The sequence below is a fragment of the Mesorhizobium sp. ES1-1 genome, assembly GCF_020164785.1.
Classification (GTDB): domain Bacteria; phylum Pseudomonadota; class Alphaproteobacteria; order Rhizobiales; family Rhizobiaceae; genus Mesorhizobium.
The window spans coordinates 127,434-145,685 of the sequence record NZ_JAIUGX010000010.1 but is presented as its reverse complement, the minus strand read 5'-3'; the positions used below and the strand labels follow the sequence as shown (position 1 = coordinate 145,685).

General features: G+C 58.2%; 16 protein-coding genes. 9 read left to right on the top strand and 7 right to left on the bottom strand.

Features of this window, described 5'->3' with window-relative positions; translation table 11 throughout:
- The first annotated feature begins 103 nt into the window (after positions 1-103).
- Together LB513_RS18305 and LB513_RS18300 are read left to right on the top strand one after the other, a co-directional pair.
- Positions 104-1,840, top strand: a complete 1,737-nt coding sequence (locus tag LB513_RS18305; protein ID WP_224664904.1) for a GumC family protein — start codon at positions 104-106, stop codon at positions 1,838-1,840.
- A gap of 438 nt (positions 1,841-2,278) precedes the next feature.
- Positions 2,279-3,130: a sugar transferase gene (locus LB513_RS18300; RefSeq protein WP_318011201.1), complete on the top strand. Its 852-nt coding sequence runs from the start codon at positions 2,279-2,281 to the stop codon at positions 3,128-3,130.
- A 38-nt stretch (positions 3,131-3,168) separates the two neighbouring features.
- Here the strand turns inward: LB513_RS18300 and LB513_RS18295 are convergent, their stop codons facing one another.
- Complete coding sequence (locus LB513_RS18295; protein WP_224664903.1) at positions 3,169-3,405, bottom strand: hypothetical protein; 237 nt, start codon at positions 3,403-3,405, stop codon at positions 3,169-3,171.
- 192 nt (positions 3,406-3,597) lie between these two features.
- On the opposite strand from LB513_RS18295, the gene LB513_RS18290 reads away from it, so the two are divergent.
- Complete coding sequence (locus LB513_RS18290) at positions 3,598-4,998, top strand: hypothetical protein (RefSeq protein WP_224665001.1); 1,401 nt, start codon at positions 3,598-3,600, stop codon at positions 4,996-4,998.
- A gap of 26 nt (positions 4,999-5,024) precedes the next feature.
- Here the strand turns inward: LB513_RS18290 and LB513_RS18285 are convergent, their stop codons facing one another.
- Both LB513_RS18285 and LB513_RS18280 read right to left on the bottom strand, forming a co-directional pair.
- Positions 5,025-6,455: a polysaccharide biosynthesis/export family protein gene (locus tag LB513_RS18285; RefSeq protein WP_224664902.1), complete on the bottom strand. Its 1,431-nt coding sequence runs from the start codon at positions 6,453-6,455 to the stop codon at positions 5,025-5,027.
- Between the two features lie 14 nt (positions 6,456-6,469).
- Complete coding sequence (locus LB513_RS18280) at positions 6,470-7,336, bottom strand: glycosyltransferase family 2 protein (RefSeq protein ID WP_224664901.1); 867 nt, start codon at positions 7,334-7,336, stop codon at positions 6,470-6,472.
- Between the two features lie 260 nt (positions 7,337-7,596).
- On the opposite strand from LB513_RS18280, the gene LB513_RS18275 reads away from it, so the two are divergent.
- The 4 genes from LB513_RS18275 (at position 7,597) to LB513_RS18260 (ending at position 12,137) form a co-directional block, all read left to right on the top strand.
- On the top strand, positions 7,597-8,904 hold the full coding sequence (locus LB513_RS18275) for a glycosyltransferase (protein ID WP_224664900.1): 1,308 nt from the start codon (positions 7,597-7,599) through the stop codon (positions 8,902-8,904).
- Between the two features lie 233 nt (positions 8,905-9,137).
- Positions 9,138-10,121, top strand: coding sequence for a class I SAM-dependent methyltransferase (locus tag LB513_RS18270; RefSeq protein WP_224664899.1), 984 nt, complete (start codon positions 9,138-9,140; stop codon positions 10,119-10,121).
- A 28-nt stretch (positions 10,122-10,149) separates the two neighbouring features.
- Positions 10,150-11,109: a glycosyltransferase family 2 protein gene (locus tag LB513_RS18265; protein ID WP_224664898.1), complete on the top strand. Its 960-nt coding sequence runs from the start codon at positions 10,150-10,152 to the stop codon at positions 11,107-11,109.
- A gap of 38 nt (positions 11,110-11,147) precedes the next feature.
- The gene (locus LB513_RS18260; RefSeq protein WP_224664897.1) at positions 11,148-12,137 is read left to right on the top strand and encodes a DUF707 domain-containing protein; all 990 of its coding nucleotides are present in this window, start codon (positions 11,148-11,150) and stop codon (positions 12,135-12,137) included.
- Here LB513_RS18260 and LB513_RS18255 read toward each other — a convergent pair.
- The 4 genes from LB513_RS18255 to rfbF are packed head-to-tail and all read right to left on the bottom strand — an operon-like array spanning position 12,124 to position 16,433.
- Entirely contained in the window at positions 12,124-13,338 is a 1,215-nt protein-coding gene (locus LB513_RS18255) for a class I SAM-dependent methyltransferase (protein ID WP_224664896.1), read from the bottom strand. The two genes, LB513_RS18260 and LB513_RS18255, sit on opposite strands and share 14 nt — an antisense overlap.
- A gap of 2 nt (positions 13,339-13,340) precedes the next feature.
- Entirely contained in the window at positions 13,341-14,588 is a 1,248-nt protein-coding gene (locus LB513_RS18250; RefSeq protein ID WP_224664895.1) for a class I SAM-dependent methyltransferase, read from the bottom strand.
- Positions 14,589-14,615: 27 nt separating this feature from the next.
- Positions 14,616-15,659, bottom strand: coding sequence for an NAD-dependent epimerase/dehydratase family protein (locus tag LB513_RS18245; protein ID WP_224664894.1), 1,044 nt, complete (start codon positions 15,657-15,659; stop codon positions 14,616-14,618).
- 3 nt (positions 15,660-15,662) lie between these two features.
- Positions 15,663-16,433: a glucose-1-phosphate cytidylyltransferase gene (rfbF, locus tag LB513_RS18240; RefSeq protein WP_224664893.1), complete on the bottom strand. Its 771-nt coding sequence runs from the start codon at positions 16,431-16,433 to the stop codon at positions 15,663-15,665.
- An 87-nt stretch (positions 16,434-16,520) separates the two neighbouring features.
- On the opposite strand from rfbF, the gene LB513_RS18235 reads away from it, so the two are divergent.
- Both LB513_RS18235 and LB513_RS18230 read left to right on the top strand, forming a co-directional pair.
- Complete coding sequence (locus tag LB513_RS18235) at positions 16,521-17,345, top strand: PIG-L deacetylase family protein (protein WP_224664892.1); 825 nt, start codon at positions 16,521-16,523, stop codon at positions 17,343-17,345.
- Between the two features lie 186 nt (positions 17,346-17,531).
- On the top strand, positions 17,532-18,245 hold the full coding sequence (locus tag LB513_RS18230) for an FkbM family methyltransferase (protein ID WP_224664891.1): 714 nt from the start codon (positions 17,532-17,534) through the stop codon (positions 18,243-18,245).
- Positions 18,246-18,252: the final 7 nt, after the last annotated feature.

The window sequence follows — 18,252 nt, the reverse complement described above, 5'->3', positions numbered from 1 at the left end:
ATCATGGCGAGAGGCATCACAAGAACTTATCAGCCTCCATGACGTACTCTACTTCGTCAGGCAGTATATATCTTCCATATCTGCGTTTTGTGCTGCTGGTATATTGCTGTCGACGTTCTATGTCGTCACCTCTGACCCAATATATGCGGCGCGAACGCAAATTCTGATCGAGCCGAAGATTCCCCGCGGCGTTCAGCAGCAACAGCCCGCCGAAGTGAACCTGTCTCTAGACACCGCCCAGGTCGAGAGCCAGCTCGCAGTCCTGCGCTCCCAGAAGATCGCGATGATGGTAATCGATGACCTTGGGCTTATGAACGATCCAAGCTTCAGGGACATGCATGGGCCTGGGATCGGGGCGAGGATTCGAAGGGCTTGGGCCAGCCTCGTTTACGGCGCGTCGCTGCGCAATCACGGTGGCTACGCCGCGTTGGCGAATCTGTTGGATCGGATGCTTCCGTGGTCAGACGACAAACAACCAGAAGCTCCTCAACCGGATTCGGAGCGCGAGCGCGTCGCGGTTGAGGTGTTCGATGATGGTCTGGTGGTGCAGCGTGTCGGTGTCTCCTACGCGATCGATATCACCTTCCAGTCCCTGGAGCCCGATTTGGCGGCACGCATTGCAAATGCGACGGCGGATGCATTCGTGCGCGAGCAGGTGCAAACGACAACGCTTGCAGCTGGAGAAGGCATCGCCTGGTTGGAGAAGCGGATGCAGGAGGTAGGCAACCAGATGAACGAGGCGACCCGGCTCGCCCAGGAGTTTCGCGCAAAGCATGACTATAGCATTGATCAAGTCGAAACGGCAGCTGGCGGCGGGGATGGCGGCTCTGGTGGCGAACGCCAGACTACCTTGGAGCAGCTGGAAGTCACCGCGGACACTTATCGCAAGATGTATGAGAGTCTGCTTGCTGCATATACAAATTCCGTTGACCAGCAGCCATATCTGATCGCGAATGCCAGGGTAATCACGTCTGCGACCAGCCCAAAGGTGGAAAGCTGGCCTCGCAAAAAACTGATCATTGCCTTCGGGGGCCTCGCCGGACTGGTGGCCGGCATAGGGTTTGCCGTTGCGCGACGAAGCCTTGATCGCAGCGTGCGGTCTGCGCAGCAAATCGGCCGGGAACTGGGCTTGGCGTGTATTGGAGAGCTGCCGTACGTTCGTTTCAAGCGAAGTGGTTTTGGTCGCCTCGACGAGGTGCTCAAGGACCCCAGATCCGCTTTTACGGCCAGCTTGAAAGGTGCCAAGCTGTCGATCAATGTCGCACGGGCGCCCAATCAGGCCCGGATCGGCATCACCTCGGTGTCACCCGGAGACGGAAAGGCTACCGTCGTCAGCAATCTGGCGGCGCTTTATGCGGCATCCGGCATCCAGACTTTGGTCATTAACGTCGATAACAATTCCGCCTTGGCCAACGATTTGCTTCAAACCCACAATTTCGATGTATTCGAGCAGGAATCCGTCGATGCAAAAGATCACGTAAGGAAGATCCAGTTTGTTGAGCAAACTGGATATTATTGCATGAAAGGCTCCGATACCGGCGTAGGGAAAATCGTTCTTGCCAAGAATTTGGAGAAGGTTCTGAAGGAAGTCGGCCTCTCTAAAATGATTATCGTCGACCTTCCGCCTTTTACTTCGGGGTCCGATGCGCTTTCAATCTGCCCGGCTCTTGATGGTGTGGTCGTTGTGGCGCAGTGGGGTGTAACCTCCATGGACCAGCTCGCGGAGCTGACGGCGACCCTCAAGAACAACAATTCAACCGTGCTGGGCGTGGTAATGACCAAAGTCCGTTCAATGTCGACAAGCGGCCACCGCAAGCTCGCGGCCCAGGCTCCACGCTGAGAAATGCATCGTACGGCGTCTGCAGCCTCGGGGTTGAGAACCGCCATCGATCCGGTTTAGCCGGGCAATCTGTCGCTGAATCCTTTGGCGCCTTGCAACACCCGTCACAGGCATCGGCGGCGCCGGGTTGCACGCTATCGCCACGTTTGTTGCGCCATGCAGACAATCTAACCGAAGCGCCGGAGATCGGCCCGCCTGCTGCCCCGGGCATGCCGGGCGGGCGGCGGTAAGACGTGCTCCATACTTGTGTCGCCGGCGCCTTATCGCCGATGAACATTGACGGCGAGCATATTTTGGGGGTGGGACGTGAGGGCGTTCCCTAGCAACTTTGGCGTAGTCCGGTGAAACTGGTAATCGCCGACTACTCCCTTTTCGCTGCTTGCTGACCGCCACGCGCCGTTGCGAATATGCCGAGATGACAGTGGAGAGTTGTTGCTAATGCACGACCTACTTGAAAGCAGTCTGCAGCAACTTGGGCTCCAGGGCACGTCGGTTGGGGGGCGAGCCGCACCCGCAACATTGTTTGCCCTGCCGGCCGCCAGTCTCGCCAAGCTGAATGCACATGCGGTCTCTTCACCCGAAATCAGCGCGAGCCAAGCTCTCAACGCCATCCGCACTGGGGTCGACATGTCTTCGGCAATTGCCAACGACAACTCGCCCAACCAATGCCTGCAACCAATCGGGGGTCGTGCAAAACGATTTCTGGATCTGCTGGTCGCCTCGATGGCGCTCGTTCTGGTCAGCCCCCTTCTGATATTGATCCCCATCGTGATAAAATTAACGACGGGCGGCCCGGTGCTATTCGTTCACCGCCGGATCGGGTTCAACGGGGCGGCCTTCGATTGCTACAAGTTCCGCACTATGGTGCCGAATGCCGCGGAGGTGCTGGAACGACATTTGAGCTCGGATCCCCACGCCGCTCAAGAGTGGCGGACGACCCAGAAGCTGAAGTGCGATCCACGTGTGCTGTTTTTTGGCAAGATGCTGCGAAAGTCGAGCTTGGATGAGCTACCGCAGCTGTTCAATATTGTGCGTGGCGACATGAGCTGCGTTGGTCCGCGACCTGTCGTGGCCGATGAACTGGAACGTTACGGAGCCGCATCGCTGGAATATCTGAGGGCACGGCCAGGCCTGACCGGCCTTTGGCAGATTAGCGGCAGAAACCTTGCCGAATATTCGCACCGTGTCTCGATGGACACACTGTATATCCAGACATGGTCATTCGCGCGCGACCTCACAATCCTCGCAAAGACGATACCCGCGGTTTTGCGATTTGATCAGACATCCTAGGTGGCATCGCTGCAACCGCTACAATGCGTCGCGACCCCTTACCGGGCACGGTGGCGCAGCAGTCCGATCGCGAGGCCGATCAAATAGAAAACCTGCGTGACGAGAACGAGGCATAAAGTCGAACCTACCGTGGTTCGAAGCGAAAGCTGGAGAACACTGCCGGCAATGATGCTCACGAGGATCACCACAAGCGTAACCACAATAAGAGCCGGCGCGCGCAACGTCAGCCCAACTAGCAGGGAGACGATTGCGACGCCGACGAAGGCAAATAACACGGCGATCCCCCAGGTCGGCTTGGCACGGTCGATATGATCAGGGGTCGCAGGAAATCAGAGTCCACCCTTCGTGTGAAGCCGATGATTTATCCAAGCGGCTGCGCGTCGCACGCCGGGCATTGGAGAAGTTGAGTGCAAATCTCCGTCGTAGGCTTATTGATATGCTGTGGGATCCTGGCAGTCGTGGCCTACATGCGCTGGTCGATCATCACCGCTCTTATTGCCTCGTTGGCTTTCGGCGCGACCGCGATTGGCACCATAGGCTCCCTTGGCGGGTCATCTCCGCTGATCTTCACGTTTTTCAACATACTGCTGATCGGGACGGCGTTGGCTCGGCGTGGCATATGGCGCCAAATTGGGATAGCCTTCAGCCATATTGGTGCAACATGGATCGTGAGCGCGCTCATGATCTATGTGACTCTGGGCGCACTGCTGTTTCCGAGGCTTTTTGAGGGGCAGACAAGTGCCTTTGTTGCTTCTCGAACCGGCAGAGGTGTCTACGAAGCGGCGTTAGCGCCGGTATCGGCCAACATCTCGCAGACCGGGTATTTCGTGCTTGCTGGACTTACCTTTCTGGCGGTCTGCGTGCTGGTTCAGCGTGAAGGTACGTTAACGGACATCAAACGCGGCTACTTCTTGTGGTTCATCCTACACGTGTCGATGGGCATGCTGGATCTGTTGGGGAAACTTGCAGGCGCCGGCGACGTCCTCGCCCCGATCCGTACCGCCAACTACTCCATGTTGACGGACGTTACAGAAGCAGGGTTCTTTCGCATCGCGGGGGCATTTTCAGAAGCTTCGGCGTTCGGCGGCGTGTCCCTGTCGGGCCTTGCGTTCACCTACACCTATTGGACAAAGACGGGATCAAAGTTTGCACTCGGCCTGGGAGCGTTATTGTTCTGCCTCCTGTTGCTCTCGACGTCGTCGACCGCCTATGTCGGCCTTGCGATCATCAGCTTGCCGGTAGTCTTATCCATTGCAAGGTCGCTCGCCTCAGGTCGGCTAAGGTCCGAGGAGGCGTTGCTTTTGACGCTTCTGATGCCCCTGCTGCTCCTTTGTATGGCCGTCATCTTGTTCTATCCTCACTTCCTCGATCCGGTGGCGCAGCTTGTCGACAACACACTCGTAAACAAGGTCACGTCGACCTCCGGCCAGGAGCGCAGTTACTGGAACTACAAGAGCCTGCAGTCCTTCTTCGACACAGGGGGGTTGGGAGTCGGCCTGGGCAGCTCTCGAGCATCAAGTTGGCCGATAGCCCTTCTTTCTCAGTTGGGATTGTTCGGCACCGTCATCATGACGGTCCTGCTGGCGATGCTCATGCGAGGACTGAAGGGCAGCAGCTTTGTCGACGCGGAGGTGGACGCCATAGCCTCGAGCTCCCGCGCCTGCGCATTGTCGTCACTCGTGGCTGGATCGCTGGCAAGCGGCAGCCCTGACCCAGGCATCGTTTTCTATATTCCGCTTGCTGTCATTCTGGCGAGCCGACGCTTACCCGTCAAAGACAATCGCGCCGTTGTTGCCGCGTTAGAGCGGTCCGATCACCAGGCTCGTTCAGGCAAGCGTCGATTGGCTTCGATGTCCGGGCGCGCGTAACACGTCGTGAGAAGCACCTGTCTAGCCTATGGAATAGCGATCGAACCCGCGGTGGGGTCTTCCTGGAGCGCTATGCCTTGCACCTGCCTGCGCCCGTTCGAAATTGCGCCTAGCACAGCCGGCTCATCCGAGACCATCGGTATATCGACCTTTATGGTATCCCCAGGCTCCACAGCGCTCGTTTCGCTCGCTGGCATCTGCTCTGTCGTACCGTCCGCGGAAGGCCTGAAAATGGTGTAGGTTGGCGCGGCCGCCTCCGAGTCCGCTCGACGGGCCTCAAGACTTGGTGCGGAGACTTCGGAATCGTACAAAAGCTGCTGGGTTGTATCTGTCTTGCTGACGAGGGCATCGAGTTCGGCCTGTGTTTGACGTAGGTCGATCGTGACCTCGTTTCTCCTTCCATCCTGGAGTTCGAGAATCGAGATGTCCGTCTTGCTTATTTCCTGGCGACCCCGCAGCAGGCTGACTTCAGCCGTAAGTCGCTCACTCTGGGCCTGCGCGAGCGTCCGTTCCAGGGAGAACTCGCGAGGCGCAACCGCGAGACCTTTGTCCACTAGCGACGAGACGCTTTTCAGTTCCTTCTGAATCGACTCGATCTGCTTATCCAGGAAAACCAGTTGCTCCTCCAGCGACTTGAGTTCTTTCTCAAGGAACTCTCGCAGGTTTTGAAGTGCCTTGATCTGAGTATCCAATCCTTCGCTTCGAGCCTGGAAGACTTGACGCTCCTGCTTGACGATCATCGCGATCGCGCTGTCTTGAAGATGGGATGTCACTTCCGGGGGGAGAGCTATTTCGCTGGCATGAGACAGTTCCGCCTCCAACCGCGCTTTACGCACGAGGAGGTTGACCTCGTTCAACCTGATCAGGCTAAGATCCCCACGAGCCTGGATCGCCTCGCGCTCGAACCGTGCGTCCTTGTCTTCCCGGGTTCGCAGTCCGCCTGCAAGACCCAAAGCCTTCAAGACCGTCAGCCCCGGCCGATACGCGAACTCTCCCGATTGCGAGACCTTGCCCACCACGTAGATCGGCCGAAACTGGACGATCTCCACCGCTGCGGCCGGCGGCCTTGCCAAACCAATGTTCCGCATCAGGTTCTCGCCGACGGAGACGGCGACCTCCTGGGTCGTGAACCCGGCGGCCTTGATTTCTCCGATCAATGGCAGAGAAACGGACCCATCTGGGCCGACCGTATAGACGTCATTGATCGCATCCCATGCAAATATGGAATCCCGAGACGCCCGCCACTCGTAGACCTTCACGCGAAGTTTGTCCTGAGGTCCGAGAACATACCCCTTGGGGTTGGCGGATGAGGAGCTGGCAATTGCGCTAACGGAAAGTCCCGCCAACAACACCACACGAAGAGAATGCGTGATCATCCATCGATTGAGCACCTTACGTGGACGCCCCACGCGACTGGTTGAACCATCGTCAATCGATCCGGTTGGCGCTTCCAGCATCACGATCCTCTGCACTAGATCTCTAGAATATATTCTGGCTCTACCCGGCCTCTCACGACATGTGATATGGCCAGAAGATTGCCGCGCAGGCGTCCCCTGCGATCGACATAGGACTCCGGCCAGAGACTGCGTGCGAGATTGGCGAGCAGATTCTTGCCCACCAGCCGCAATGCGAAGGTCAACGGAACCGTGCCTTTGCGGATGAGGTATACCGGGTTGGCAACCTGAGAGTAACCGAAACGAACACCGCTGACGCGACCGCTCTTGACGCCGAGGTGGACACCACGGATGGAATTCAAGCCAACGACCCGCCCTTTGACCCGCAGTTGGCTGGTGAAATCGACATCTTCCTGCCACCCGTAGAGGACAAGGCGCTCATCAAAGCGCAGATTGCCTATGAATGCTGTTCTGATGGCCATGTTGCAGCCGTAGCCGCACAGCTTGTCCACGCCGGGGGCTTCGGCAGTGGGGTTGGCCTCAGCAAGCGCCTGTATTCCCTCGTCCCAGGTCAGGCCCGCCGAGCTTGCTCCATCCCTAAGCACGTTGCCCGTTATGACAGCCCAGTCCGGCTGTTTGTCGAACGCCGCCGAAACGCCGGCGAGATAGGTGTCTTCAGGGATGAAGTCGTCATCGAAAAAGGTGACAATGTCGAAACGGTCAAGCGCCGCTTCGAGAGCGATGTTTCGTTGAGCGGGCAAACCGGTCTTGCCGAGCAGCGTCGAGACGGGGAACGTCGAGGCCGTACTGCTTGGGATGTGCCCGGCATCAGGCGCCGAGATGATGACGGCGTCCGGCAGTCTGGTTTGCTTCTCAAGCTGTGCGAGGAGCCGGGTCACGTGTTCAGGACGTCCGAACGTTGCAATGACCACGACTATTTTCATCGACGATCAGCTCTTCCCATTGGCATACAAACCAGATGCTGGCTCTAGGCCGCAGACGCACCCTAATGCCCGGAACGCAGCGATGCAGCCTGTGCATAAGGCTAGCGCTGATGCCCCCTTAGGCAGATGGAAGTAGCAGGCTTACTCCGTTGGACTACATCCATGCGCCGTCTAGGCTTCGGCTCACCCTGATAGCCAGCTTGTGCGGATCGGACGGGCAACACACTGTCTGGTTATGGCAAGAGGTTGGGAGCAAGCACATGCGTCATGAGCGGCGGAATTCGTCTGACTCGCAACGTCTTGGTGCCAATAGCTCCCGTTCCACGGCGCCATTGCCCGCTATCGACCGCAACGCTCGCATCGCTGTCGTGCACGACTGGTGCCCAAATTTTCGAGGCGGGGAACGCGTCCTTGCTCGTATTTGCAAGATATTCCCGCGAGCCGAGGTCTTTACGCTGTTCGATTTTCTTCCGGACGACGTGAAAGAAGAATACTTCAAAGACGTCGTTTTTCATGTATCTCCATTAAACCGTCTTCCGTTTGTGAAGAGGTATTACCGGTCCCTCTTCTTTCTCTGCCCGTTCATGGTCGAGCAATTTGATGTAACTGGGTACGATGCCGTCATTTCCTCATCTGCAGCCTTTTCCAGAGGGGTCCTGACCAGGCCGGATCAGCCGCATCTTTGCTATGTCCACAGTCCGGTGCGATATGCCTGGGACGAGCAATTCTCATACCTGCAGCAGGGCGGGCTAGGCTTCGGGCCGAAGGGCCTGGCGTTTCGATATCTGCTCCACAATCTGCGGGTATGGGACGCGCGCACGGCGCATGGTCCGGATCTGATGCTGGCAAATTCGACCTACGTCCGTTCGCGAATTCAGCGGATCTACGGTCGCGATGCAAGAGTGGTCCATCCGCCCGTCGCCACTCAGGAACTCGGATTTGTCGCTGACAAGGACGAGTACTATGTGACGGCTGCGTTTCACGCTCCTTACAAGCGCACGGACCTCATCATCGAGGCGTTCAGCAAAACGCCATCGCGCCGGCTGGTTGTTGTAGGCGACGACGTGCAATCAAAGCACCTCAGGTCGATCGCCGGTCCTAACATTGTCTTCACCGGGTACCTGCCGCGGCACGAATATATCGAGAAGATCGCGCGAGCTCGCGCCATGGTTTTCGCCGGATGTGAAGATTTCGGTATTGCGCTTGCCGAGGCGCAAGCGTGCGGTACTCCGTTAATCGCGTTCGGCCGCGGCGGGGCTCGCGACATCGTTCGGCCGCTTGGCGAGAGCAACCACCCCACCGGGGTGCTCTTCGCCAACCAGACCCTTGCCTCCATTTCGGTCGCGATTGATCTGTTTGAGGCGAACACGACGTCTATTGCCCCCAATGCATGCCGAATGAATGCGGCCCGATTCTCCGAGGAACGGTTTGATCTGGCGATATGCGACGCCCTTGGCCTTGCTCAATCCGTCCAGTCCGCTCGCGAAATGGGACACAACGAATATCTCGGCGCCGAGAGCGCGGCCCGCGGCATTTCCGATACTCTTGCTGAGCCAGCTTTGCCATGAATTCATTTGACCCGCATGCTGCCAGGACTGGCCAGGCGCTTCGAGCTACGGCGTGTCCGTGCTGCTCCGCGGCGGTTAGTCGATCAATTTATCGCGTCGCATCCGTACCGGTGCATAGCTGCGTCCTCCTGAACACGGCTGAGGAAGCTCAAGCCTTTCCGCGTCGCGAGCTCGATCTAGCATTCTGCGAAGCGTGCGGCTTCATATTCAACAGGGCCTTTGACGAAGGCGTTATGATTTACTCGACCAATTTCGAGGAGTCGCAACATTTTTCGAGTACATTCAACAACTTCGCGAAAGAACTCGCGCATGAGATCGCGCGCAAATGTGAGATAGCCGGGAAGAGGGTACTGGAGATAGGCTGCGGTAAAGGAGAATTCCTGCGAGAGCTCTGCCTGTCGGGCAATGCAACGGGCCTCGGTATCGATCCGGGGTATCGCGCCGACAAGGGGCGGAACGAAGACTACAACCACATCGAGTTCATCGTCGATTTCTTTGGCCCGCAGTATCGAAATCTCGAGGCCGACACGATCCTTTGCCGTCACACGCTTGAGCACATAAGCTCGGTTGCCGCATTCGTACGGTTGATCCGCGAGATGGTCGGGAAGCGGACCGAGGATTGGATCTTCTTCGAAACGCCCGACGCTAAACGCGTGCTGGCCGAAAGTGCCTTTTGGGATATCTACTACGAGCATTGTTCCTATTTCAGTGCCGGTGCGCACGCGCGGCTATTCCGACAGGAAGGTTTTGACGTCACCGATTTGGAACTCGTCTACGACAAACAGTACATCGTCCAGTATGCCAGGCCGTCAAAAGGCCGATCCGTGCCAAGGCTGCCGCTAGAGCGCGACCTGGAGGAGATGCACCACCTGGCCGAAACGTTTCCCATCCGCGTAAGGGCCTCGAAACATCGGTGGCTGGAGCGCATCCGGTCTGCCCATGCCGCCGACCGGCGAGTGGTGCTGTGGGGCGGCGGGTCCAAGGCGGTGTCATTCCTGACGACACTGAAGATAGGCGACGAGGTGTCAGCCGCTGTCGACATCAATCCCTACAAGCAAGGCAAGTTTACGCCCGGTAGCGGTCATCCGGTCATCGCTCCCACGGACCTTGTTGATAATCCACCCGACCTCGTCATCGTTATGAACCCGATCTATCGCTCCGAAGTGGTGCAGTCCCTGGACGCGTTGGGCTTGCGGCCGGAAGTCGTCTCGGTCTGACCGCCGACCTCGCTCGGCGATTTGAAAGATGGAAGAATCCATGCCCCCACAGGTGTCTCTAGGTCTTCCCGTCTATAACGGCCAGAATTTCGTCGGCGAGGCGATCCGTTCGATCCTCGATCAGGACTTCAGCGATTTCGAGCTGGTCATAACGGACAACGCCTCCACGGATAGGACCGCAGATATCTGTCAGGAATTCGCACGGCGTGACGGACGCATCCGCTATTTTCGAAACGAGCACAATCTGGGCGCCGCCGGCAATTTCAACCAAGCTTTCAAACTGAGTCTCGGCAAATACTTCAAATGGTGCGCGCACGACGACATCGTGAATTCAGCCTTCATCACGGCATGCGTTCGTGCACTCGACGACAACGCAGCGCATGTGATTGCCTACCCCCGCCTATTGGGTATCGACGAGACCGGACAACTGACGGGATACGTCGAACGCGTGCTGCCCGACATGGAAAGAGCGCCGCCGGCATCCCGCTTCCGGCTGATGGTTGCGGCACACGGGTGGGATGCAGCCATGTTTGGGGTTTGGCGGCGGGACGCCCTGGTCAAAACAACATTGCACGAGCCCTACTATGGGTCTGACTGCGCGCTTCTGGCCGAGATGGCTCTGCTGGGGACGTTTGTAGGCGCTCCTGAGGCGGTTCTGTATAGCCGCGACCACCCGATGCGCTCGGTGCGACTGCCGAGCTCCGATCGACTGGCTTGGCAAAACCCCAACGGCTCCAAGGCAAATGCCTTTGAACTATCGACACGGCTGAGGCATCTCGTTGCCATCGTCCATCGACACCGTGGCATCGTGCCATTGGGAAGGACGCTTTTTCATTTGTCTGCATGGGTCCTGAATCCGCTGCTTGTCGCGCGCCTATGCCTCGAGGCGGTGGGTGTTGTCTCTCCCACCTTGCGCTCGAAACTGCGTGGTGTCGGCCTTGTCGCTCTAAAACGCATCCAAACCGTCTCCAATCGATCTCCCGGCTGAATGAGCAATTTATCGCAACGATCCGCTCGGAGCTTTGAATGAACCGCCGCAGCCTGGCACCGGGTGCATCGACCTTCCCAATCCCGCGACAATTTCTCAAGGGGTCGGGCGTAAGGAATCTGGTCATCGTCCGGGCGGGACGCAGATCCTTGCATCCAGGATGGGCGAAGGGGTCGGGGAAGGCAGGCTTTGATCTTCTGGTCGCCGCCTATGAGGCTGGCGTTTCTCATGCGCCGACCGACCTGAGCGTCTTCATCCCCGGCCGCAAGATTGCCGGGTATCATGCGCTGTTCCAATGCTATCCAGAGATTTTGGAGAACTACGATCTTATCGCGCTGATCGACGATGACATCGACACAACCACGGACGATATCAATCGGCTGTTCGAAATCGGTAAAAAGTACAAACTCGATTTATTTCAACCGGCTTTGTCGTCAGACAGTTATTTCTCATACGCATCGACCCTCGCCAGCGGTAAGCGATATGTCTTGCGATACACCAACACCGTCGAAATGATGTGCCCGGTGTTTAGCGCACGTTGCCTGCGATCCGCGCTTGGATTGTTCGGACTGGGCTACGAGACAGGTATAGACTTGCTCTGGAGCCGCCTGACTGACACACCTTGGCTGCGGTACGCCATAGTTGACGATGTCGTCGTGCGGCATACTCGACCCGTCGGTACGACAAAAACGCTACAAGGCTTCGGTGTAAACGAACGTTACGATGTCCAAGTCGATGCGGTGTTAAAGAGATTTGGCGCTGAGTTTCGTGGGTTCGTAACCTACGCCGCCGTCAACCGGCGGGGACAACTTGTTCGCTCTCGCTTTCTGATCGGCCTGAATTCCCTCAGACTTCTGCGATCACTGTTCAAAACGCCGCTCAAATGGAGCCAGTTCCTGCGCCTTGCGACCGATTATACGCGACACTGCTGGTCGAGGCCGATCAACCTCCAGCGGATCGACATCGCAGGTATCGAGAAGCCGGGCGTTCAGCGGGAGAGGGCGGCCCGTTCGATCATGCCACGATGATCTCCGGAGCCAGGCCGAGCTGTCGGGCGGCCTGCGCGACTTCGTCCCGATAAAGGGGGTTCATCACGATGATCGATTGCAAAGGCCTGCCACGCAGGCTCTCGGGCCCAACCACGGGTGTTCCGGTGCCCGGGGCAAAGCGGCCTTGCTTGTGCGGGTTGACGTCGACCAGCGCTGCTATCCGCGCGGCCTCGGGAACGACGTTGACGAAAGTGATGCCTTTCGATCCCGCACCCCACACGACGGTCTGCGCCGGATCCCGCTTTGAGAGGTAGCGACGCCACCACGCCACCTTGTCGCGGTAGGTTCGATCGAACCTGCGGACCAGCTCGTCGACCGTCGCGGACGTCGAGAGACCGACAGCCATCGGCGATTGGACCGGTCTTGCCTCGATGAACAGGTATTGATCGCCGTAGGACGAGCCTTGGTCCAGCACCTCGAAACCGGCCGTCTGCATCGCTACCCGTAGAGAATTTGGCGTGAAATAGGATACGTGCTCATAGATCAGATCCCAGATGCCCATGTCGCGCAATGTATAAAGGGCATTGGGAACTTCGATATAGAACACCGAATTGGATCCAATCCCAGGGTGAGAGCGAAGCCCTTCCAGGAAGGCAATTGGGTTGGCTATGTGCTCAAGAACGTGGCGGCAGGAGACGAAGTCGGGCTTTACCTGCGGATAGGCATCACCGAACCAGTCATTGATGAACTCGACGCCGGCGACTTTCGCGCTGCGATTGTCTTCGTAACTCCTGTCGAAGCCAATACCCGTGGCGCCGCTGGTCGAACAAAGCCGCTTGAGGAAATCTCCTTTGCCGCAGCCAACATCGACAGCCAGTTTTCCCTCGAGCCCGTAAGCGCTCGACAGGCGGTGCGCGAGATCTTCAACGAACTTTACGAAACGCGGCGAGAAGTGCAGCGAATTCTCGTAGTCCGGGGTGTATCCGACGCGATCGTCTTCAAATGCCGCGTTGAAGAAATGTTCGCAGCTTCGGCAGAAGGCCAGGGCGAAGTGCCCGGTCGCTGCAGCGGCGGCCGACTTGGCGTCCGGGTGCAGCGAGTTGCAGGAAACCGGCAACGCTTCGAAAGAGACTGAATGCTGCAAATGTTGCCCTGCGCAGACGGGACAATCCCCACGAAGATGCGCGGCGCCTGGGATGCCCTCGCGCAATTCGTCACCGACCAAGGCTTGGATCCCCATGATCATATGATCCGTGGGGTCGGCACCGGAACAACGAACTTGCCACCTCGAGCGCGATATTCCGACTGCTGTGCCACGATCTCGTCGATAAAATTCCAAGCGAGGACGAGAACATAGTCCGGCTGGGCATCCAGCAAGGCGTCGGGCCGGCGGATTGGGATTCTCTGGCCGGGCATGTACTTGCCCTGCTTGTTCGTGTTGCGGTCAACAACGAAATCGAGAACATCGCGCCCGATACCAGCGGTATTGATCAAGGTGGCGCCCTTGGCCGCTGCCCCATAGGCCGCGATCGTGGCGCCGTCGGCCTTCAAATCGTGGAGCAAACTGCGAAGGTCCACCTTCAGCTGGTCGACTTTCGCGGAAAAGTCCCGGTAGTACTCAATAGCGTCCAGTCCGCGTGATCTCTCGTGCGCCAGCTGATCCTTTACGCTTGCTCCGACGCGCTCCAACTTCTCGACATAAAGGCGAAGTGAGCCCCCATGGATCGACAGGTGCTTGATCTCGTTGAGATAGAGCCCGTGCCTGCGAAACAGCTTGTCCAACGCCGTCACTGAGAAGTAGCACAGATGTTCGTGGTAGATCGTATCGAATTCACAATGGTCGATCATTGGTTCGACATACGGTGCCTCTATTACCGCAACGCCGTCGTCCTTGAGAAGTCGGGCGACACCGGCGACAAAACCATTGGTGTCGGCGACATGGGCGAGGACATTGTTTGCGTGAACGACATCGGCCTGTCGGCCTTTCTCGCGAAGCGTTTCTGCAAGCTCACGAGTGAAGAAGGCAAGATCTGTTGGAACTCCGATCTTGTTGGCAGCGGCGACGGGTCCATCGGCCGGGTCGATCCCCAATACCTGAATACCCGCCTCGACATAGTTCTTCAGGAGATAGCCGTCATTGCTCGCCAGTTCGATGACGAAACTGTCGCCGGTCAGTCCGCGCCGCTCGATCAGATCGAGGACGTTCTCCCGCGAGTGCTCCAACAGCGCTTGCGAGAACGACGAGTAATAGGGGTAGGCGTCGGCAAACAGAATCCTGGGGTTCACCGTTTCAGTGATTTGCACCAGACTGCAGTCTTGGCAGAAAGCGACATTGAGCGGGAAAACGGGCTCTGCCTCGCCACTGTTCGCGTCGGTTGTGAGCCGATCCGCAAGAGGTGTCCTGCCGAGCTTTAAGAACGTGTCGATATGAGGCCCACCACACGACCTGCAGGTCTGCTCGGTCACAGACGCTGTACCAGCGATCATCATTGTCGTCGTCCCCAGCTACAGATTGCGTCAAACGGCCATCGCCAGTAGTGGCCTGCGCCGCAGGTCGCCATCCAACTCGCCATCTCGGATCAATTTCTGTACATGGGCGATGCGTTTGAAGCGCTCGCCCTCGAAGTCTTCAAGCGTCAGGCTCGCCGCCTGGAAGGTGTCGTAGAGCTGCTCGATACCGCGCCGCGCAGTCCATTGCGGTTTGAACCCGTGCAGCCGCCGTCCGATATAGGAACAGTCGACCCGATAGCATCGCTTGTCCGGCCCGGCGTCTAGCGCGAACTCCACACGGCTGCCGGGGACGATCGCCTGCACCAGGGCCGCGATCTCACGGATCTGGTAATTTTCCGTCGTCAAGCCGACATTGAATGCCTGGTTATGAACGAGGTCCCGGTCGGCTTCGAGCACGGCGATGTAGGCGAGTGCAATGTCCTCGACATGGACGATTGGGCGCCATGGCGATCCATCGCTTTTTAGGTAGACGAGGCCGGTCGTGTAGGCCCATGCAGTCAGGTTGTTGACCACAAGGTCGAAGCGGATGCGAGGCGACAAGCCGTAGGCGGTGGAAGCTCGCAGGAATGTCGGGCTGAACGTTTCATCTGCCATGGGGGAGACGGCGCGCTCTACATTTGCCTTCGACACGCCATAGGGCGTAACGGGATTGAACGAGGCATCTTCAGCCAGAAAGCTGTCACCAGCGGCTCCATAGTTGCTGCACGATGACGCGTAGAGGAAGCGCTTGACGCCGGCCGCCTTGGCGATCTGGGCCAACCTTACCGAGGCATTGCAGTTGATTTCCTCGGTGAGGTGCGGCCGGTAGTCGCCCAACGGGTCGTTTGAAAGGCCGGCGAGATGGATGATGGCGTCGAAGCCAGCGATGTCGCCGGGCTCGATGTCACGAATGTCTTTCTCGATCGTTGGCGTGTAGGCCAGCGCGCCGACAAAGGTGCACGCCCGGAAGATGTCGCTGTCAAGGCCTGTGACGGCGTGACCGCGTTCGAGCAGCATCGGCGTCAGAACAGAGCCGATGTAGCCAAGGTGACCCGTAACCAGAATTTTCATTGATCAATCCCACGTCTTCCAGGGGGCGCCGCCGCCGTCCCACAGTTTCTGAAGCAGGTGCTTTTCGCGCACCGTGTCCATGCATTGCCAAAAAGATTCGTGGCGATAGGCCATCAACTGCCCGTCGTTGGCGAGCCTCTGCATTGGAGCATGCTCGAACATGACGTCGTCGCCGTCGATGTAGTCCGCGATCCCTGGTTCGAGCACGAAGAAGGCGCCATTGATCCAGCCCTCCGAGGCCTGCGGCTTTTCCGTGAAGTCGACGACGCGGTTGCCATCAAATTCGATGTGCCCGTAGCGAGCTGGCGGTCTTACCGCCGTCATGGTGGCGAGCTTACCGTGCGATTTGTGAAAGGCGATCAACTCGTCGAGATCTACATCGGAGACGCCGTCGCCCCAGGTGAGCATCACCGTCTCACCGCCCATCCATTCGATAAGCCGCTTTATGCGGCCTCCCGTGAGCGTATTCAGTCCTGTTTCGACGAGATCGACGGACCAGTCCGGCAGAGAATTCGAGTGGCGCTTGATGCTGCCTGATCCGGCATTGACCGTTAGGCTGCCGTCGAATGCAACATAGTCACTGAACCAGCGCTTGATGTATTCGCCCTTGTATCCCAAGGCAATCGCAAATTCCCGGTGACCGTAGGCATAATAATGCATCATTATATGCCATAGAATCGGCTTGGCTCCGATCTCGACCATTGGCTTTGGCTTGATTTCGGTCTCTTCCGCTAAGCGCGTACCTAATCCGCCAGCTAGAATTCCCACCTTCATTATTTTCACACCCCTTACCTTGCGGTTTTGCTAGCATGCGGTTGTCGGGTTGAACCAGACCGAAGAAGGGATGAGGGGAAGACATGGATGCGTGACTTCAGGCATACGATTGGCGCTATGCTCGACAGAGCGATGATTAGGGGGGCTCATCCATTCGAGGTAGCTGACTGGCAGTCATCGGCGGTCATCGTCGCACCGCACCCCGATGATGAGACGTTGGGATGCGGAGGTGTGGCGAGCAAGAAACTCAGCTGCGGGGCCGACGTGCGTTTCGTGTTCGTTACTGATGGTTCGGCATCCCATTCGGATCGTGTTGGCCCGCAGGCCCTAAGAACCATCCGGGAGGGCGAGGCGATAGAGGCCGTTTGCCGGTTGGGCGGCTCAGCCGATCGCGTGACATTCCTGCGCGTTTCAGACGGTGAGGCCAAGACTCATGTTGGAGCGATCGCGAATGCACTCGTCCCGCTGTTAGTCGCCTGGCAGCCTCAGAGCGTTTTCGTCACGCATGCGAAAGAGCCGCCTTCCGATCACATTGCCGCCAATCTCGGTGTCAGGCAGGCGCTGCGGATTTACGGCCGGCATGTCAGCGTTTTCGAGTATCCCGTCTGGTATTGGCATCAGTGGCCCTGGGTTAGCCTGCACGGGCACGCACCTGGGCTCCGTCGCGCGGCGTTACGTCAAACGCTGCGGACCCTTGCAGGTCTCCGAGGCATCAGGATGTTCAACTGCGTCGCCGATATCGGCGACATGATCGATGTAAAACGCCATGCCCTGATGGCACACCGGTCCCAGGTCGAGCGTCCGGCGGGGCTCGATAACTGGCCTGTGCTGGCGGACGTAGGCGAGGGCGACTTCCTGATGCGGTTGCTGGGCAACCACGAGATGTTCACCCGCTATGAGGTCAACCTATGACGGCGGGGTATCTCGTCGATACGAATGGACAGCAGAGGTACCGCCAGAAGGATGTGCGCCGAGCAACTGATGTATAACTCGAAGGCGGCGCTACCTTCTGCCATGCTCGAGGTTGCTCCTTGGGAGCCCAGCTCGTGAGGAACATCCGTGAGACTAGCGACGAAGCTGCATGATGTCTTGTCCGGCATGCCGACAATTGCCGGGGGAGAAGCCGCCGGCCTGAAGATATTTTCGCGCGGTGCGGATCCGGATTTTGCAAGGGGGATCTACGAGCTTCCCGTGCAGAAGGCGATTGCATCGCGCCTGATGCCTGGCGATGTCTTCTACGATATAGGGGCCAACATAGGTTTCTTCTCGCTGATTGCTGCGCGCCAGGTCGGCGCCGCCGGCCAAGTTTATGCCTATGAGCCCGTGCCCCGCAACGCTGCCGCCATTGAACGAAGCCGTGACGCCAACGGCCTGAGCAGGCTTCGTGTTTTTGCCGAAGCGGTTGGTGCGCTCAGCGGGCAGGTCGAGTTGTTGCTGGCTCGCCATCTCGGAGGCGCCACCCTTGCGACGGTTTCCATGCCTCCGGATATGAAGGGGCGCCTCGATGTCAGGATGACCACCATCGACGCATCCATCGCTGAACACGGATTGAGGCCGCCGAGCCTCATCAAGGTCGATGTCGAGGGCGCGGAAATGGATGTTTTTCGTGGGATGGTGGCGACTTTGAACGCGCATCGCCCAAAAATAATCTGCGAGATCGATGATGCCACAAAGGAGGGGGCGGACCAGAAGATGCGCGAGATCGCTCGGTTCCTGGCTTCGGTCGGGTACACCGTATCGCCCTTGCCCGTGGCTTATGCCAACGGCGGCTGGCAGGTCTTGCATCTGCTTGCACAGCCCGTGACGATGTGAGGATATT

Bases quoted from the DNA above. Each gene is read 5' to 3' on its own strand.
- LB513_RS18285 (WP_224664902.1), bottom strand. From the start codon at position 6,455: ATGCTGGAAGCGCCAACCGGATCGATTGACGATGGTTCAACCAGTCGC.
- LB513_RS18290 (WP_224665001.1), top strand. From the start codon at position 3,598: ATGCGCTGGTCGATCATCACCGCTCTTATTGCCTCGTTGGCTTTCGGC.
- LB513_RS18260 (WP_224664897.1), top strand. From the start codon at position 11,148: ATGAACCGCCGCAGCCTGGCACCGGGTGCATCGACCTTCCCAATCCCG.
- LB513_RS18270 (WP_224664899.1), top strand. From the start codon at position 9,138: ATGATTTACTCGACCAATTTCGAGGAGTCGCAACATTTTTCGAGTACA.
- LB513_RS18255 (WP_224664896.1), bottom strand. From the start codon at position 13,338: ATGGGGATCCAAGCCTTGGTCGGTGACGAATTGCGCGAGGGCATCCCA.
- LB513_RS18230 (WP_224664891.1), top strand. From the start codon at position 17,532: ATGCCGACAATTGCCGGGGGAGAAGCCGCCGGCCTGAAGATATTTTCG.
- LB513_RS18280 (WP_224664901.1), bottom strand. From the start codon at position 7,336: ATGAAAATAGTCGTGGTCATTGCAACGTTCGGACGTCCTGAACACGTG.
- LB513_RS18300 (WP_318011201.1), top strand. From the start codon at position 2,279: ATGCACGACCTACTTGAAAGCAGTCTGCAGCAACTTGGGCTCCAGGGC.
- LB513_RS18235 (WP_224664892.1), top strand. From the start codon at position 16,521: ATGCGTGACTTCAGGCATACGATTGGCGCTATGCTCGACAGAGCGATG.
- LB513_RS18250 (WP_224664895.1), bottom strand. From the start codon at position 14,588: ATGATGATCGCTGGTACAGCGTCTGTGACCGAGCAGACCTGCAGGTCG.
- rfbF (WP_224664893.1), bottom strand. From the start codon at position 16,433: ATGAAGGTGGGAATTCTAGCTGGCGGATTAGGTACGCGCTTAGCGGAA.
- LB513_RS18265 (WP_224664898.1), top strand. From the start codon at position 10,150: ATGGAAGAATCCATGCCCCCACAGGTGTCTCTAGGTCTTCCCGTCTAT.
- LB513_RS18275 (WP_224664900.1), top strand. From the start codon at position 7,597: ATGCGTCATGAGCGGCGGAATTCGTCTGACTCGCAACGTCTTGGTGCC.
- LB513_RS18245 (WP_224664894.1), bottom strand. From the start codon at position 15,659: ATGAAAATTCTGGTTACGGGTCACCTTGGCTACATCGGCTCTGTTCTG.